The 16,794-nt window shown below is 46.0% G+C and carries 11 protein-coding genes; 10 read left to right on the forward strand and 1 reads right to left on the reverse strand.

Features of this window, described 5'->3' with window-relative positions:
• The first annotated feature begins 210 nt into the window (after positions 1-210).
• The 9 genes from LAY41_RS13475 to LAY41_RS13515 all read left to right on the forward strand — a co-directional run bounded on the left by LAY41_RS13475 (position 211) and on the right by LAY41_RS13515 (position 11,969).
• A complete protein-coding gene (locus LAY41_RS13475) occupies positions 211-579 on the forward strand; it encodes a response regulator transcription factor (protein ID WP_249098280.1) in 369 nt (122 codons plus the stop codon).
• Positions 580-681: 102 nt separating this feature from the next.
• On the forward strand, positions 682-1,140 hold the full coding sequence (locus LAY41_RS13480; RefSeq protein ID WP_249098282.1) for a chemotaxis protein CheW: 459 nt from the start codon (positions 682-684) through the stop codon (positions 1,138-1,140).
• A 2-nt stretch (positions 1,141-1,142) separates the two neighbouring features.
• The gene (locus tag LAY41_RS13485; RefSeq protein ID WP_249098284.1) at positions 1,143-3,581 is read left to right on the forward strand and encodes a methyl-accepting chemotaxis protein; all 2,439 of its coding nucleotides are present in this window, start codon (positions 1,143-1,145) and stop codon (positions 3,579-3,581) included.
• 118 nt (positions 3,582-3,699) lie between these two features.
• Positions 3,700-6,606 carry a hybrid sensor histidine kinase/response regulator gene (locus tag LAY41_RS13490; protein ID WP_249098286.1) on the forward strand — a complete coding sequence of 969 codons (2,907 nt, stop codon included), beginning with the start codon at positions 3,700-3,702 and terminating at the stop codon, positions 6,604-6,606.
• 373 nt (positions 6,607-6,979) lie between these two features.
• Positions 6,980-7,456: a chemotaxis protein CheW gene (locus LAY41_RS13495; RefSeq protein WP_249098288.1), complete on the forward strand. Its 477-nt coding sequence runs from the start codon at positions 6,980-6,982 to the stop codon at positions 7,454-7,456.
• Between the two features lie 284 nt (positions 7,457-7,740).
• Positions 7,741-10,200 carry a dynamin-like GTPase family protein gene (locus LAY41_RS13500; RefSeq protein WP_249098290.1) on the forward strand — a complete coding sequence of 820 codons (2,460 nt, stop codon included), beginning with the start codon at positions 7,741-7,743 and terminating at the stop codon, positions 10,198-10,200.
• A 676-nt stretch (positions 10,201-10,876) separates the two neighbouring features.
• On the forward strand, positions 10,877-11,266 hold the full coding sequence (locus LAY41_RS13505; protein WP_249098291.1) for a KGK domain-containing protein: 390 nt from the start codon (positions 10,877-10,879) through the stop codon (positions 11,264-11,266).
• 29 nt (positions 11,267-11,295) lie between these two features.
• On the forward strand, positions 11,296-11,718 hold the full coding sequence (locus LAY41_RS13510; protein ID WP_249098294.1) for a KGK domain-containing protein: 423 nt from the start codon (positions 11,296-11,298) through the stop codon (positions 11,716-11,718).
• Positions 11,719-11,723: 5 nt separating this feature from the next.
• Complete coding sequence (locus tag LAY41_RS13515; protein ID WP_249098297.1) at positions 11,724-11,969, forward strand: HNH endonuclease; 246 nt, start codon at positions 11,724-11,726, stop codon at positions 11,967-11,969.
• A 256-nt stretch (positions 11,970-12,225) separates the two neighbouring features.
• Here LAY41_RS13515 and LAY41_RS13520 read toward each other — a convergent pair whose 3' ends face one another.
• Entirely contained in the window at positions 12,226-14,901 is a 2,676-nt protein-coding gene (locus tag LAY41_RS13520; protein WP_249098299.1) for a DUF3536 domain-containing protein, read from the reverse strand.
• Positions 14,902-15,431: 530 nt separating this feature from the next.
• Here LAY41_RS13520 and cax point away from each other — a divergent pair.
• Complete coding sequence (cax, locus tag LAY41_RS13525; RefSeq protein WP_249098303.1) at positions 15,432-16,553, forward strand: calcium/proton exchanger; 1,122 nt, start codon at positions 15,432-15,434, stop codon at positions 16,551-16,553.
• The last annotated feature ends 241 nt before the right edge of the window (positions 16,554-16,794 follow it).

The following is a 16,794-nucleotide window of genomic DNA, read 5'->3' on the forward strand; positions in this document are numbered from 1 at the left end:
GGGGCTAGAAAAGTCAAAAGTCAAAAGTCAAAAGTCAAAAGTCAAAAGAAAAAGGGGACAAGGAACGAAGTAATTGCCCACTCCCCCGCTCCCCCGCTCCCCCGCTCCCCCACTCCCCCACTCCCCCACTCCCCCACTCCCCCGCTCCCCCGCTCCCCCACTCCCCTACACTTTCCCTAGCCCCCAGCCCTATTTTTGTAAGGATTTCTCATGCCAAAAGTATTAGTTGTGGACGATCTCGCCACTGAATTAGAAATCATCTGCCGAGTTTTACAAGAGGCGGGTATTTCCGTTGAGCGAGCCAGTGATGGAGATGAAGCGATCGCCCGCATCCAGGAATCACCGCCCGACCTCGTGATCTTGGACGTAGTGATGCCCCGAATGAACGGATTTGAGGTGATACGCGAGTTGCGGAGCAACGAAAAAACCAAACACTTACCAGTGGTATTTTGCACCCAAAAAAACACGGAAATTGACAAATTTTGGGGCATGGATATGGGAGCAGACGCCTATATAACAAAACCCTTTGAACCCAAACAATTAGTTGACATCATAAAAAAGTTAATGGCAAATAACTAATTTTAGATTTTAGATTTTAAATTTCAGATTTCAAATTTACAATTGCCTATTAAAAATAAATTTGAAATCTGCCATCTAAAATTTTAAATTTACCAATGCCAAATGCTCAAATTCCTTCTCTTTGGTCAAGACAAAAGCCTGTTTGCACTCGCTCTGACTTCAGTGCGAGAAGTACTTTTTTTTTACCAACAACCCATTACCCCTGTGCCAAACACTCTCCCGTTTTTGCTGGGATTAACCAACCTGCGGGGTGAAATTATAGCGGTAATGGATTTTGGTGGTTTTATTGGTATACAAGCAGTCGATAGCCATTCGCCCGACTGTCGTATTCTAGTAGTGGAAGCGCCAGATCCCAACGATGCAAGATTATCGCCGATGCAGATAGGATTGGCAGTTTCTTTTGTCGAAGGAGTGGTAAACCTCAACCCCGATCGCATTGTATCGGCCCAAGAGGTGAGTGAAGAATTGGCTCCTTTCTTGCGAGGATTGTATAACGATCGCGATCGTCTGCTAATGATTTTAGATATAGAAGCCATATCCCTGACATCACCGGAGAGATAAAAATGGAATATTCTATAGAGCAAGTAGACGTACCATCAACCCCCAACCTTATTCCTTCACTGCAAGCCTTTTCCAGGAAAGCCAGTATTGCGGTTATAGCGATCGGCTGTATCGTCATCATAGGTTGGATGTTTAACATTCCCCTCTTTAAAAGCATATTGCCTGGGCTAGTCACTATGAAAGCTAATACCGCCTTATGCTTTATCTTCGCGGGTGCAGCTTTGTGGATGTGGCATCAATCCCACGGGACTGGGAATAATTCTGTCTTGCACGCACAAGCTACTCCAACAACTCAAAACTTTTTAAGGTGGGCGCAAGTTTGTGCCGCTCTAGTTCTGCTAATCGGCTTACTCACCTTAATCCAGTATGGCCTGAATGGGGACTTTGGTATTGACCAATTTCTCTTCAAGGACTCAGCAAAAGCCGCAGGGACTTCTGCTCCCGGTCGGATGGGTGCAAACACAGCTGCTAACTTCGTTATGGTGGGCTGCGCCCTGCTGTTTTTGGTAAGAAACTATACCAACTATCGAGTCGCTCAAATCTTCACCTTGGGAGCTTTCTTCGTAGCCTTTGTGGGATTGCTGGGCTATGCCTATAGCGTCACATCCCTTTACGGTATTAACTCTTATACCCAAATGGCCTTGCATACAGCCATTACCTTCTCGATACTCTGCATCGGTATCCTATGCGCCCGTCCAGACAGAGGGGTGATGCAGATTGTCACAACTCAGAATGCGGGGGGTATGATGGCTAGGCGTTTGGCTTCAGCTGCGATCGGCATTCCTCCCGTCGTGGGTTGGTTCATCTTAGCAGGTTATCGAGCCAAAAACTACAACACAGAGCTTGCCATATCCCTCCAGGCAGTCTTCAACATAGCAGTTTTTGGGGTGCTAATTTGGTGGACTGCTAAAAACCTAAGTACGATCGATCTTAAACGCCAGCGAGCTGAAGAGAAACTTCGCACCCTGAATGCAGAACTTGAAGAACGAGTTAATCAGCGAACGACGGAGTTAACTAAATCTAATCACGAACTCCAACAACTGCAAAATGAATTCAAAATGCGGCAAGACGCCCTTAACGAGGCTGCAATTGTCAGCGAAACAGATCGAGAAGGCATAATTACTTATGCCAATAACAGGTTTTGTGAAATTTCTGGATACAGCAGGGAAGAACTGATAGGGCAAAACCATAATATAATCAACTCTAAGCATCACCCACCATCATTTTTCGCAGATATGTGGGCAACCATTTATAGAGGTAATGTATGGAAAGCGGAAATAAAAAATAAGCGGAAAGATGGCTCATTTTATTGGGTAGATTCAACCATTGCTCCCATATTTGATACCAACAGCCAAATTGTGAAATACATTGCTATTCGTTTTGACATCACAGAGTTAAAAGAGGCAGAAGAAAGACTGCAAAAACTGGCAGCCGAACGCCAAACAGAAGCTGATTCTCTCAGCCAGCAGGTGCTAAAGTTACTGAATGAAATTAAAGGAGCAGCCAAGGGAGATCTTACCGTGCGGGCGCAAGTAACCAATGACATCCTGGGTGCTGTAGCCGACTCGTTTAACTTCCTGATCAGTTCATTACGCAAGGTGGTTAATGGTATTCAAGACTTATCCAGCGAGGTACGTACTGCCACCAGTACCTCCATTACTGACACCAGTCAATTGGCCGATCGAGCGCACGACCAAGCTCAACAAATTGATGGTATGCTGCAACAAATCGAGCGGATGGTGAACTCCATCAAAGATGTTTCAGATGTAGCAAAACGCGCCGAACAAGTAGCAGAACAGGCGCGTCAAACAGCAGAAACAGGTGGACTTGCTGTAGATCGTACTGTGGAAGGAATCAACGAGTTGCGACAAACGATCGCCCAAACTTCCAAAATGATGAAACGCCTGGGAGAAAGTTCACAACAAATTGGCAAAATTGTCAACTCAATTTCGCAAATCGCCGCTCAAACAAACTTGCTGGCTCTGAATGCTACGATTGAAGCGGCACGAGCTGGCGAACACGGTCAAGGTTTCGCAGTAGTGGCTGAGGAAGTGCGTAAGTTGGCAGAACGTTCTGCCTCTGCAACAGAAGAAATTTCCGACATTGTTAGCACTATTAAGGATGAAATCAGTCGGGTAATTACAACTATGGATTCAGGCACGCAAGAGGTGGTGGAAGGCACTCAGTTGGCGGCTGAAGCTAAGACTAATTTGATTGCGATTATTGAAGTCAGCCGAGAGATGAATGGCTTGATTCAAAATATTACCCGTGCTGCTAAAAAGCAGGTTACTTTTGCCGAACAGATTTCCGGCAGTATGCGACAGGTGAATACTATTTCCACTACCACATCTCAAAAAGCCTTAGAAGTACAGGCTTCTCTGCACGGACTCTCAGTTGCTGTCAATAAACTGCAAGGTTCGGTAGCAAATTTTAGAAGTTAGTCATCAAAGAATTTTGGATTTTGGATTTTGGATTTTGGATTATTTTTAAAATTGACGATGCTAAATCTGAAATTTTAAATCTAAAATCTAAAATTTCTCATCGATAAATAACTAATACATGACAAATAACAAATCCCGGTATATGAACGATGACGATTTTAACGATCTAATCGGTGTATTTATCGCTGAAACGCAAGAGTTTCTCCAATCTATGGAGGAGAATCTTTTGGCAATGGAAGGCAGCAGTACTACGGAAGAGCGATCGCAGGCGGTCAAAACTCTTTTTCGACTAGCTCATTCGATCAAGGGTTCGGCTTCGATATTTGGGTTTGAGAGTCTATCAAAGGCGGCGCACTGTTTGGAAGATAGCTTTGCAATTCTGCGCGATCGCATGGAACTTTCCCAACTGGAACCGCAAACGGTAACTGCGCTGCTGCAAGGGGTCGATCGCCTGAGAATTATTGCCGACATAGTCTGTGCGGGAAAAGGCAACATGAGTGGCGATCGCACAACGTCGATTGATGACTCAGAGATCGCTACTCACTTTGAGGCGATCGCTCAGATCGAAGCCGATCTGGAAGCGAAATATGGCAAAAAAGAACAGCACAACATCACCTCAACTAACAGTCTTATCAACATTGACTCCATCAAAGCGATTTTCGAGTTCGAGTTACCTTCTGTCTTCAATCAATTAGAAGCAGAACTTTCTCAATCTACTACAGATACCCTGCCTCAAACTTTAGTAGCTATCAACAATATTTATTACCAAATTTCAGGAGTAGCGGGGATATTACAGATCTCTTACCTTGCGGAAATTGCTAATCAATTGAGAGCTTTGATCGATACCCCCGATTTGACGGTAGAGCAATTACAGTCCTCTGGATGGGCTATAGCTCAAAACTTACAAAGAATTCGCACCCAAGTTTTGCAAGGAGAAGCTGTTACCGTACAACCCTTAGTAGAAGAGGGGGAGAGTGGGGGAGTGGGGGAGCAGGGGAGTGGGGGAGTGGGAGAGCGGGGGAGTGGGGGAGTGGGAGAGCGGGGGAGTGGGGGAGTGGGAGAGCGGGAGAGCAACCTTTCTTCTTCTTCCAATCCCCAGTCCCCAATCCCCAATCCCCAGTCCCCAATCCCCCAATCCACCATCCGCGTAGAAGTGGAACGCCTGACAGAATTGATAAATCTGGTGGGGGAGTTGGTGATTAACCGCACAAATTTTCAACTCCAGGAAGCCCAGTTACGTTCTGAAGCTAAGCGCATCCGCAAGAGCATTTTAGCTTTACATCACTTTGGCAGCGAATTGCGAGAAGAATACGATCGCCTTTCCATTTTAGATTTTCGCAATTCCGATCCCAAATTGCAGACTACTGAAACTAACAAACAACTGCACAATCCAAGATCCTTTGATGTCCTGGAGATGGATCGATATACAGAATTCCACTCCAAAGCTGTAGAAGTAATTGAAATTACCCAAGCGATCGCTCAATCGGCAGGCTCGATCGACGAATTGGCAGTCAAATTTGAGCGCAGCACCGATCAACTGCGGCGCATCACCGACCAACTTCGCAGTCGCGTCATGCAATTGCGGGTGGTCCCATTCAGTCGTGCTGTCGATCACCTGCCCAGATCTCTGCGGGAATTATCCCGTACTTATAACAAAGATGTGAATCTGCTGTTACTGGGACGGGATACCAAAGTTGATGAAAGCTTGCTCGATGCTTTGCGCGATCCGCTTGTGCATCTGCTACGCAACGCCTTCGATCACGGTATCGAACCGCCTGAAGTTCGTCAAGCAGGGGGCAAACCGGCGACAGGTCAAATCGAAATTGAAGCGCGTCACCAAAGCGGACAAACTATTATTACTATTACAGATGACGGTCGGGGTATTGACCCAGAAGTTATTCGATCGCGAGTTGTCTTCATGGGTTTGGTGACACCCGAACAAGCGCCCGACCTCTCTATTGGCGAACTCTACGAATTCCTGTTTTGGCCTGGATTTAGTACTGTCGATAAGGTGAGCGACCTTTCCGGGCGGGGGGTGGGGCTTGATGTTGTTCGCAACAATTTGCGGCAGGTACGCGGCACGATCAAAGTTGATTCTCGTCTGGGGAAAGGCACCAGTTTTATTTTGAAGCTGCCGCTGATGCTTTCGATCGCCGATGCCTTGTTGGTGAAGGTAGAGGATAATATTATAGCCGTGCCGCTGGATGCAATTGAGGAAATTATTGATATTCAAAGCGATCGCATCCAGATGGCAGGTGATCGAGCGATGTTGCACTGGGAAGACGAGTTTATTCGACTGGTGCGGTTGCAAGAGTTACTGCACTACAGCGTACCCGTTGCCGCACCCAATGCCTTTCCGTTCACCCAAGACAGCATTCCGGTGATGGTTTTAGCTTCGAGTGAAGGGGTTTTAGCGATCGCAGTCGAACGCATCATCGGTCAACAAGAAATTGTCGTCAAACCGCTGCCTCCACCTCTATCTAAACCGCCCGGTATTGTTGGTTGTACAATTCTGGGTGATGGTCGGGTAGTGATAATTTTAGATGTAGATGATTTAATAGATAAATTTTTAACTCACAACAGCACGAGTATTTCTGTTGATAACAAATCCTCGCTTGGTATACGAACCGATCTGCTGGCACCACCCGCTAGCTTCCAACCGCAAATTTTGATAGTTGATGATTCTTACACCATCCGACAGTTACTATCTCAAACTTTAACTCGCGCTCGATACAGAGTGGCACAAGCAAAGGACGGTCAAGATGCTTTATCTAAATTAGAGCAAGGTCTCGTTTGCGATTTGATGATTGTGGATATCGAAATGCCCCGGATGGATGGATTTGAACTGTTGCAAAGTGTGAAATCTCAGCCCAAATTTGCTTCTATTCCCGTTGCTATGTTAACTTCGCGTTCTGGCTTAAAATATCGTCAAATGGCATCACAATTGGGTGCTGTACAATATTTCACCAAGCCCTATAATGAGGCTCAGTTATTGGAGGCGATCGCTAACTTAATTAAACATTAGTCAGTTGTCAGTTGTCATATCATGTCCGATAGCATCGGGGCGCTAAAAAATCTCTTTTCATATCTGCGTTCATCTGCGTTCATCTGTCTTCATCTGCGGTAAAAATTTAACCAATGATTCTCACAGACAAAGCCGATGTAACCGGACATGATATCATATCATGTCCGGTTAATCACTTATAATATCTGTAGGTTGGGTTGAGGAACGAAACCCAACGCTACACGGGTGGTGGTTGGGTTTCGCTATCGCACAGGCCCAACAAAGCAGCTGTACTTCATGCAACTGCAAGGTGCTGTAGATCGCGTACTTTATAATTTAAAGCACATTTAAATACGGAAACTCTTCTCCCCAGTCCCCAGTCCCCAAATTAAATATGAGCCGACGATTTCGCAGTAAACGCTATCTTGCAACTCGCACTCCCATGCGGAAACTGGTTTCTTTTCAACTGGGAAACGAACGATATGCTATTTCTATCGATCGAGTGCAGCACGTTATCAACGAATTTACACCCCACGGTGTTCTTCACAGCGGTCGCAGTTTGGTAGAATATAAAAATGAAATAATTACTCTCATCGATCCGGCTAAGATTTTTATCAGCAGTCACGATGAGCGAGAACGTCAATACTTAATTATTTGTACGCTCAAAGAAGGACAGCGCATCGGTATTCCCATTCCTGAAATACCAACTGTCTTAGAAATAGCCGAAGACAAATTTGGTAAGATTCCAGAACTTTATCAGCAGGGCAACTTGTCCTCAGCAATTCAAAACATTATCCAAATTACTAATGATAAAATTATGTTTTATCTCGATTTGGAAGAGTTGGTTAATCAGCTAGTCATTATTGATTGATAAATTTCAAATTTATTTTTAATTGACAATCTTGTCTTTTTAAATCTAATATAGAATATCGTGTCCCGTTGCATCGTTAGTACATAAGTGATACCGTCAAATTGTCTGTTGTCATCGTTGGTTAAATTTTTACCGCAGATGTAGGCGCTTCGCCTTCCCGTAGGGTAGACTCCGGAACGCAGATAAACGCAGATAAGAATAATCACAGGAATTTTTTAGGTAACCGATGCTACCGAACATGATATAAAATCTGATATCGGTCATTAGAAGGATGGGAATTTACAATGAATCAAGTAGCGCCGCAGTGTCAGAATTTGTCAGAACAGGTGGATAGTCTGCTGCATTTGCTGCATCAGGAAACGTCTTTGCGATCGCAGTATGATATCACACCAATTCAAGCTTCCCTGCGAAAAGCGATTTCCCCCAAATTTGAAATTGTGTTTGCTGGTGCGTTTAGTGCTGGTAAATCGATGCTGATTAACGCATTGCTGGAACGGGAATTGCTTTACAGCGCCGAAGGACACGCTACTGGTACGGAATGTTATATCGAATATGCGGAACTGGACAAAGAACGAGTAGTGCTGACGTTTCTCAGCGAGGCGGAGATTCGGGAACAGGCACTTGCCATCTGCAAACGACTGGGGTTAGCAGCACCTCCAAATATCTACGATACTGAGGTGATGAACCTGTTGCGCCAGGGGTGCGAAGCAATCATCCAGCAGGAGGGTGGCGAAAGCAAGTCAGAACGTGCAAAACAGGCGAAGGCGCTGATGTTGTTGCTGCAAGGGTATGTGGCGAATTGCGATCGCATTTACGCCGATGCCAATGCCACTTATTCTATGGAACAGTTCGACTTTGCCAATCTCAAGGAAGCTGCCAGTTATGCGCGTCGGGGTAGTAACAGTGCGGTTTTGAAGCGCATCGAGTATTACTGCTATCATCCCTTATTACAAGATGGCAATATTTTGATTGATATGCCGGGGATTGATGCGCCAGTCAAAAAAGATGCCGAACTGACTTATCGCAAAATTGAAGATCCGGAAACTTCAGCAGTTGTGTGCGTTTTGAAACCAGCATCTGCGGGTGACATGACGACGGAAGAAACGGAACTGCTGGAGAAGATGCGGGGTAATCCGGGAATTCGCGATCGCGTTTTTTACGCCTTCAACCGCATCGACGAAACTTGGTACAACACTCAGTTGCGGCAAAGGTTGGATGACTTGATTACCTCTCAGTTTCGGGATACGCCGAAGGTATATAAAACAAGCGGGTTACTGGGATTTTACGGCAGCCAAATTAAAGGTACAAGCGGACGCGATCGCTTTGGTTTAGATTCCATCTTTTCTGAAAGCGTCAAAAATAGTAATATTCGAGAAGAAACGCCGCAGTTCGTCAATGAATTTAATCGCTACTGCGCTAACTCCGGCAAGCTGTCCCCCAGTAAGTTTCGCGTTTCTGTCAATAGTTATGAAACCCCAAACGAGAACTATGTGCGGATTCTAGCTGAATGGGGAACGCCGCTAATTAAGCAACTGATTGAAGATAGCGGCATTGAGGAATTTCGGAACGCCATTACCCATTACCTGACTCACGAAAAACGTCCCGAACTATTTAAGAATTTGGCTGTTGACTTGCAACCTCTGTGCATTAGCCTGAAAAAACATTACCTGTCCCTATACCGAGAATTGGATAGTCAGCCTCGCGAGATTGAATCGATGAAAGCGCAGGAATTGGGATTGCTAAACCATCAACTTCAACAAGTTGGTAATGAATTTCGCGAACACATGGCACAAGAGGTTAATCAGGTAGTCACAGATAGCTGCCAAGGTTTTAAAACAGATTTTCACAAACTCCAATCTCGGATGATTCGCCGTTTGGATGAGTTGCTGGATAGCTTTTCTGTGCGTGCGGCTTACCAACGCGCAACCCTCAGCCATCCTCGCAATGCTACTGCACCTTTACTTGCAGTTTTGGTGGAGGCACTTTATTATCTGGCGAATCAATTAGAAGATATTTTAGTTGAGTCTTGCCAGGAAGTTGTTGCTAACTTTTTTCAGCGATTGACTGAGCGAATTCGCAAGTCGGAATACTACCGTCATTTGTACCGATTGCTGGGTAATGATGGTGGAATTGAGCAACAGTTGAAGGTGCTGGAGAAACAGGTTAGTCAGGCTTTGGTTAATCAGTCGAAAGTGGAGTGCGATCGCTTTGTGCGGGAAAGTCCCCGTTTCTATGATGAAGGCACTTTCTCCATATATCAATTCCGCCAAACTTTGCAGCAAACTTCGCAAAGTTATGACTGCGAAAGCATGGTGGAAGCAGAACCGGCGATTCGACAATTATTGAAACTAGATTTTGAGCCAAAAGTTTCCGACACAATTCGCCGCACCTTCCGCCAAACCATCAATCAAACTATCAATACTCAGTTATTGCCGATGGCAGAAAACCAAGCTGATGAGATTTTGCAGCAATACAATCAGGCGCGTGCGTATCTGGAGCAAACTTTGGAAAAAGAAGCAGAAGAGAAAATCGATCGCAATCGTCGCTTGATGAGTGAAGTTGAGGAAAAGATCGCAGTTTATAATCAGGCTAATGCTGGCATAAACGCTTGTTTGCAGGCGATGCAATTGTATGAGCATCAGTTACCTGTAATTGGTGAATCTGATGTTATGTCACTTTCTCCTAATTCAGAAACTTCTGATTTTCCTAACTTAGCTGGTATAGCAGATGTTGGAGAAATGTAGAAAAAATTAACATTTTGCATAGCTATAGTGTTTCCATTTGAGATGTAAAGAATGGTAGGTTGGGTTAGACGCGGTAATTAACTTAATAATGATCACAGATACGTCTTTTACCGCGTCGTAACCCAACATTCACTATTAAATATGTGTTCGCGACTCATTTCAAAACGCTATAAAGTAACCCGCCTAACCAACCGAAAATCAATGATGCTGTTGGTAAATTGATGATATTTTAATTCTACACAAAGCCACTGACTTCGCTTGGAGCCCGCCTGCGATTCAAATCGCAGGCGGGTGTGGGGGACACCACCGATTGATTTGCCAATAGCATCATCAATGATATTGTTGGCAAATTGATGATAGTTTAATTCTACACAAAGCGACTGACTTCGCTTGGGGCCCGCCTGCGATTCAAATCGCAGGCTAATAGCGAAAGTCCATTAAAATGGACTGAATACTAATCTTTCAGTCCACTTGAGTGGACTTTCGCTATTAGCCCTGCACTTGAGTGCAGGGCGGGTGTGGGCGACACCACCGATTGATTTGCCAACAGCATCATCAATTTCCGGGCTGACAGCGCAAGTGTAAAAATACAGTTGATAGGCGGTTTGCCGGGACTATTGACAAAATATAAATATTCTGAAACGATAGTTAGTAGAAAATTTTTAGCGAGGGTGATATGGAATTTAACTGCTATCTGCAAAAAGTCGAGGATGATGATGTTTTATCATTTGAAAATACTCTCTTAAAATGGGCGCAATTTAAGGATTTAATTAAAGGTGCATTAGAACCATCACGTAGTAACTACTCAAAAGTTGCTAGGGCAATAGACGAAGATTTCAATTCCCAAGCAGTAAAAATATATCCAGGAGGGTTAATTGTTCCCAATAGCAGCATAGGTTGTGAAATTCTTAGAGTTGGTTCACCAGGCTGGCAAAAAGGTAAAATCCAACTAAAAATTACGCTAGAATTTATTCCTGATGAACCTGAAATTGAAGAACCAGTTGCAACCAGTCAACCCGAATCGCCTCTCGACGATTTGCGTCGGATGATAAACGAGGATATTTAGAAGTGCAGTTACATAGCTAGGAGATTGAGGTGCAAGATAACTACTATTTACAAGACTGCGGCGATGATGATGTTTTGTCGTTTGGGGATGAGACATTCAAAGTACATAGATTTAAGACAGCTATCAACAAATCATTTGACTCTTCAATGGGAGAAAAACTAACCGAACACTTAAAAAAGTATCAAGGAATACCGATAGAGCGTGCAGTATGTCCTAATAATAACTATGATGAATATGCGAAATGGTTTAAAGATGGCATAGATTGTGAAATCCTAAACCTCGGTTCTAAAAGCTGGAAAAAGGGAAAAGTAAAAATTAAAATAAGCCTTGAATTTTATGCAGAGGAACAAGAAACTGAAAAAAGAGATAGCAGCAATCAGCCAGAAATCCCCCAACCAGAATCACCCCTCGACGATCTACGTCAGATGCTCAACCAAGATAATCAGCAATAAAATATATGAGCAAAACTCCCCGAATTACCATCCCACCAGAAGTGAGAAAATATGTATTTGAGCGCGACAAATATCAGTGCCAAAGTTGCGGTAAAACTAAACTAGAAACCGAACTCACGATCGATCATATCATCCCGCTGGCGCGTGGCGGTTCTAACGATATCAGTAATTTGCATACCCTCTGCCGTATCTGCAACCAGAAGAAAACAGATAATTTAGATCCTCGTTTCAGGCGTCGCTTCAGTAACTGATATCGTCAAATTGTCTGTTGTCATCGTTGGTTAAATTTTTACCGCAGATGAAGACAGATGAACGCAGATGAACGCAGATAAGAATAAGAACAGGATTTTTTTAGGTAACCGATGTTTAAGGACACGATCTGATTCGGATGCCCGATAATTGCATGGGAAAAAGCAAATCCAATGAAAATTGGCGTAAATAAACTGAACACCCAGAAACCCGGTTTCTTGGAAAAACCGGGTTTCTAAGGGCGCGGCAGTTTTACGTTTAATACTGTTTTAACCAAACATCGACATCAACTGCTAACTTTTTACCCAAACGCAACAGGGGACGAATTTGAGCTAATTCCCAGCGACAGATTCCCTCGTTTTCAGGCTGCCAAGTTACATCAACCAGTATGCACTGGGGTACGATGTATTTGTGGAGGCAGCTGCAAAATACTTCCTGTACTCGATCGAGAGATAAGCCAAGATTGAGCCTAGAGCCTACATCGATCGTGCGTTCTATACGTTGGATATCCGTTGCCAAAGTAGTTGGGTTACCGTCGTAGAGGAGATGCCAGAGGGCTTTCAAAATCAACCGTTCCAACGTTTGCTTCCCTTCGCGGATATTCAACTGAGAGCGCATATTTTTGGCTTCTGTGGCGATCGCTTCCAATTCGGCCAATTGGCTCAAACCCAGATGGGACTCCCCATCTGCCAAATCGGTCAATTCATGTTCCAACTCCCGCAGCGCGATCGTCGCACGGTTACTCAGCGCAATCTCTGCCGCAACCTGCAACTCTTGAGGTACGGGCAATTCATCCCGGTGGAACGCCATCAACACGCTGTAATTATCCCGGTAAACTTGGGTATAAAGTTGATCCAGCCTTGTCAGTGTTTCCTTACTCAACAGCTTCATAATCCGCTGTCTTTCTTCAGCAAACAAGTTCTGCAAACTGTAAATCGAAGACGTTCCCGAAGCGTAAGTTTCATCCCCAAACATTCTGCTCATCGCCAATATCGTTTGTGCTGCACTAGCTTGTTCTAGCGCGTCAAACAACTGCTCTTTCATCTGGGTATACGCACAACTACTGGAGAAAGGTTGAATGCAGCAGTGGAAATCCCAACCGCCCAGATGCAGAACCGCAAATACCAGATGCACGCTCTCCCAGGTAATTTCCGATACCATCCGCACTTGCCCTACCGCCAGAGCCATTGTCCCCATGCGTTGCAACTGGTAGTCGAGGCGATGTGCGGTGTAGCAATAAACGCGAGTTTCCTGGGGATAATTGGCGAACAGGGAAGTGATGGCGTAGTGCGCGGCTACTTGTTTAAAGCTTACCTGGGCGGATACCACTAGCTGTCGATAAACTTCAGCACCATTTTTGAACTCATGGATGTTACTCGGAGCCTGAGTAAGGTGGAGGAGAAACTCTTTTTCCAACTGCATTGCAGCTACTTCTCCTGCCAATTCCAAGGCGCGGGCGGCATAGCGGAGAATCTGCACTCCTTCTGGACGGGAAAGTTCTTCAAAAAACCAACCGCAACTGGTATACATCAGCAGGGCGTGGCGCTGCATTTCCAGCAAGCGCAGGGCGTCTATTTGTTCTGCTGGTGTAAGTTGGTGGGAGCGGTGGCGACTGAGGAATCTTTCTATGTTGGCTGGAGTGCGATCGCGAATTACATCTATATACTCATCACGCGCCAGCCAGGTGTCGAGGAAAAACTTCGGCCCAGTCTCTTCATAAACTTCGATTAAGCGATCGCGCAACCAATCCAGTGCATCCCGCAGGGGACGCCGCCATTTCTGATGCCAGCCGCCCCCACCACCGCAACCGCAATCATCCTGCCACCGATTTACCCCGTGAGAGCAACTCCAAGCTGTCACTGGCTTGAGTTCCACTTCCCAAGTAGGGGGATTGAGGCTGAGGTAATGGGCAAAGTTCGTCACCTTCCAGCCGTTACGGGGAAACTGTTCTGTAAAAGCATAGGCGAGGCACTTTTCCGTACCTCCCTTGTGGTGACCGAAAGTTTCTCCATCGGTGGCGACGGCGATCAGCTGGGCCTGTCTGCGATCGCCACCAATGGCCGTGCCAATCCGCCCCGATAAGTTATGGGAACTGTTGAGCAGATCGTCGAAACCCATATCCCGCGATATGGGGCCATCGTAGAAAAAGATATCTATATATTTTTCGGTGCCTGGTAGGAAACAGCGATAGGGACGCCTGGGATCGATCTGAGCGCCACCCACTTCAATCCAGTCATCCCCCCTTTCATCCCCCCCGTCTACGGGGGGGATGAAAGGGGGGTAAGCGGGCATGGGACGACAGCGCTGGGCTTGGGAGGGAGCCAGGACGATGAAGCGAATATCTTCGTCAATCAGGGTTTCTAGGGTTACATAGTCTACAGCGGCTTCTGCTAGCCACATTCCTTCGGGATCGCGACCGAAGCGGGAGCGGAAATCTTCTTTGCCCCAGCGAATTTGGGTGTATTTGTCTCGCTCATTGGCGAGTGGCATGATGATGTGGTTGTACACTTGCGCGATCGCATTCCCGTGTCCGTTCAGGCGATCGCAACTCTTGCGGTCAGCCTCTAAAATCCGCTGATAAACCTCGACATCGTAGCGTTCCAGCCACGACATCAGCGTCGGGCCGATATTAAAGCTCATGTACTCGTAGTTATTGACGATCCCCACGAGTTCGCCGCCATCGTTTAACACCCTTGCAAAAGCATTGGGGCGATAGCACTCGTGGTGAATTCGCTCGTTCCAATTATGAAAAGGAGCCGCGCTAGGCTGACGCTCGATCGCATCTAGGTAAGGGTTTTCACGTGGAGGTTGGTAGAAATGGCCGTGGACGGTGACGAAAACGCCTGTAATCTGCGGGCGATCGCTCTGAGCTTGTTCTGGAGGTGCTAGAGGCGCAAGGCTGACCGATTCTACGTCCTCAACAAAAACTGACATATTTTTTTAGGGGCTAGGGGAAGAGAGGGGCTAGGGGCTAGGGGCTAGGGGCTAGGGGAAGAGAGGGGCTAGGGGCTAGGGGCTAGGGGCTAGGGGAAGAGGGGAAGAGTGGGAGAGTGGGGGAGAGAATCACCACTGACAACTGACAACTGACAACTGACAACTGACCAATGACTAAGTGCTTGCTATCAAGGGTAAAAGCATCTACCAAGGGGGGGGTTTACTTGCAGCTTTTTTGATTTAACTGCAAAATCTAGGGCGCTGGGACGACGATTTAACGTAAGTTAACGAAACTTGAGCGATCGCAGCGATAGTTACAACTAAAAATTAAACAAATGAAATATTATGTAACTCATCCGTCCCAAGTAGGAAGCCGAGGAATGCCAGAAGAGAAAAATACACTATTTTTCCTACCCTGCACAACCTAAGCAAGCGAGTATCCTAGATTCTGACTATCACTAAGCGCCGTCTGGGAATTGTGAAATTTCAACCTCCCAGCGGAATCGATCGCAAAAAACACCGTTAATTTGATGCTGACCAAAGACAATATCTTCTTAGCCTTATTGGTGTTCATCCCGATTTCCATTGCTGCACACTTCCTGCATTGGGGATCGCTGACCATCTTCATCACATCGGCACTAGCCATAGTACCCCTTGCAGCCTGGATGGGTACAGCAACCGAAGAAGTCGCTGTCGTCATTGGCCCATCCCTGGGGGGACTCCTAAATGCCACCTTTGGCAACGCCACGGAATTGATTATCGGTATTGTCGCCCTCAATGCTGGATTGATCGATGTGGTCAAAGCCAGTATTACAGGTTCGATTATCGGCAACTTACTCCTGGTGATGGGACTTTCCATGCTGTTGGGAGGTCTGCGCTACAAGGAACAAGAATTTCAGCCGATTGTCGCCCGCGTTAATGCTTCGGCGATGAACCTGGCTGTAATTGCCATGTTGCTACCGACGGCGGTAAACTACACCTCTAGCGGGATTGATGAAGGCGCAATTCAAAGCCTTTCTGACTGGGTTGCGATCGTATTAATCCTCGTCTACGGGCTGACGCTGCTGTTTTCTATGAAAACTCACGCCTATCTCTACGATGCGGGCTTGGCGGAGATGGACCCTCAAGAGTTAGCAGAAGCGAATCTCGCCCCCGATCAACCACCGCAACACAAAGTGAATCTCAAGCTGTGGGCGGGAGTACTATTAGCCTGCACCCTGGCGGTAGCGGTGGAGTCGGAACTGCTAGTTAGCACCCTGGAAGAAGCGACATCCCGTCTAGGGCTAACAACTTTGTTTACCGGGGTGATCCTTGTCCCCATCATTGGCAATGCCGCCGAACACACCACCGCTGTTACTGTGGCGATGAAAAATAAGATGGATCTTTCGGTTTCGGTGGCGCTGGGTTCAAGTCTGCAAATTGCTTTGTTTGTGGCTCCTTTTTTAGTTCTGACTGGCTGGGTGCTGCACAAACCAATGGATTTGGATTTCAATCCGTTTGAATTGGTGGCGGTAGTTGTGGCGGTGTTGATTGCTAATTCGATTAGTTCCGATGGGCGATCGAATTGGCTGGAAGGCACACTGCTGTTAGCGGCTTATACGGTTTTGGGGCTGGCATTCTACTTCCATCCGGTCATCGAAGGGATCGGGTGAAATTACCCGACTTGGGTACTGTGGTTAGGTGGCAAGCCAAATTAGTTTGGCATTGTTGAAAGAGAAAAGGTCTGTTTTTTGTAGTCCTATTCAATAAACAAACAAAAACAGCGCTCGCCTGAAATATTTCAGGCGAGCGCTGTTTTTGTTTGATTATTTTCTCTTATAGCAACCGCCAAGGCGGTTAGGACATTCTCAATTCCCGAAACCCTTGATTCTAAACACTTCTTCCCCTAGTCCC

The sequence above is a fragment of the Argonema galeatum A003/A1 genome (assembly GCF_023333595.1).
GTDB lineage: Bacteria > Cyanobacteriota > Cyanobacteriia > Cyanobacteriales > Aerosakkonemataceae > Argonema > Argonema galeatum.

Bases quoted from the DNA above. Each gene is read 5' to 3' on its own strand.
- LAY41_RS13475 (WP_249098280.1), top strand. From the start codon at position 211: ATGCCAAAAGTATTAGTTGTGGACGATCTCGCCACTGAATTAGAAATC.
- LAY41_RS13480 (WP_249098282.1), top strand. From the start codon at position 682: ATGCTCAAATTCCTTCTCTTTGGTCAAGACAAAAGCCTGTTTGCACTC.
- LAY41_RS13485 (WP_249098284.1), top strand. From the start codon at position 1,143: ATGGAATATTCTATAGAGCAAGTAGACGTACCATCAACCCCCAACCTT.
- LAY41_RS13490 (WP_249098286.1), top strand. From the start codon at position 3,700: ATGACAAATAACAAATCCCGGTATATGAACGATGACGATTTTAACGAT.
- LAY41_RS13495 (WP_249098288.1), top strand. From the start codon at position 6,980: ATGAGCCGACGATTTCGCAGTAAACGCTATCTTGCAACTCGCACTCCC.
- LAY41_RS13500 (WP_249098290.1), top strand. From the start codon at position 7,741: ATGAATCAAGTAGCGCCGCAGTGTCAGAATTTGTCAGAACAGGTGGAT.
- LAY41_RS13505 (WP_249098291.1), top strand. From the start codon at position 10,877: ATGGAATTTAACTGCTATCTGCAAAAAGTCGAGGATGATGATGTTTTA.
- LAY41_RS13515 (WP_249098297.1), top strand. From the start codon at position 11,724: ATGAGCAAAACTCCCCGAATTACCATCCCACCAGAAGTGAGAAAATAT.
- LAY41_RS13520 (WP_249098299.1), bottom strand. From the start codon at position 14,901: ATGTCAGTTTTTGTTGAGGACGTAGAATCGGTCAGCCTTGCGCCTCTA.
- cax (WP_249098303.1), top strand. From the start codon at position 15,432: ATGCTGACCAAAGACAATATCTTCTTAGCCTTATTGGTGTTCATCCCG.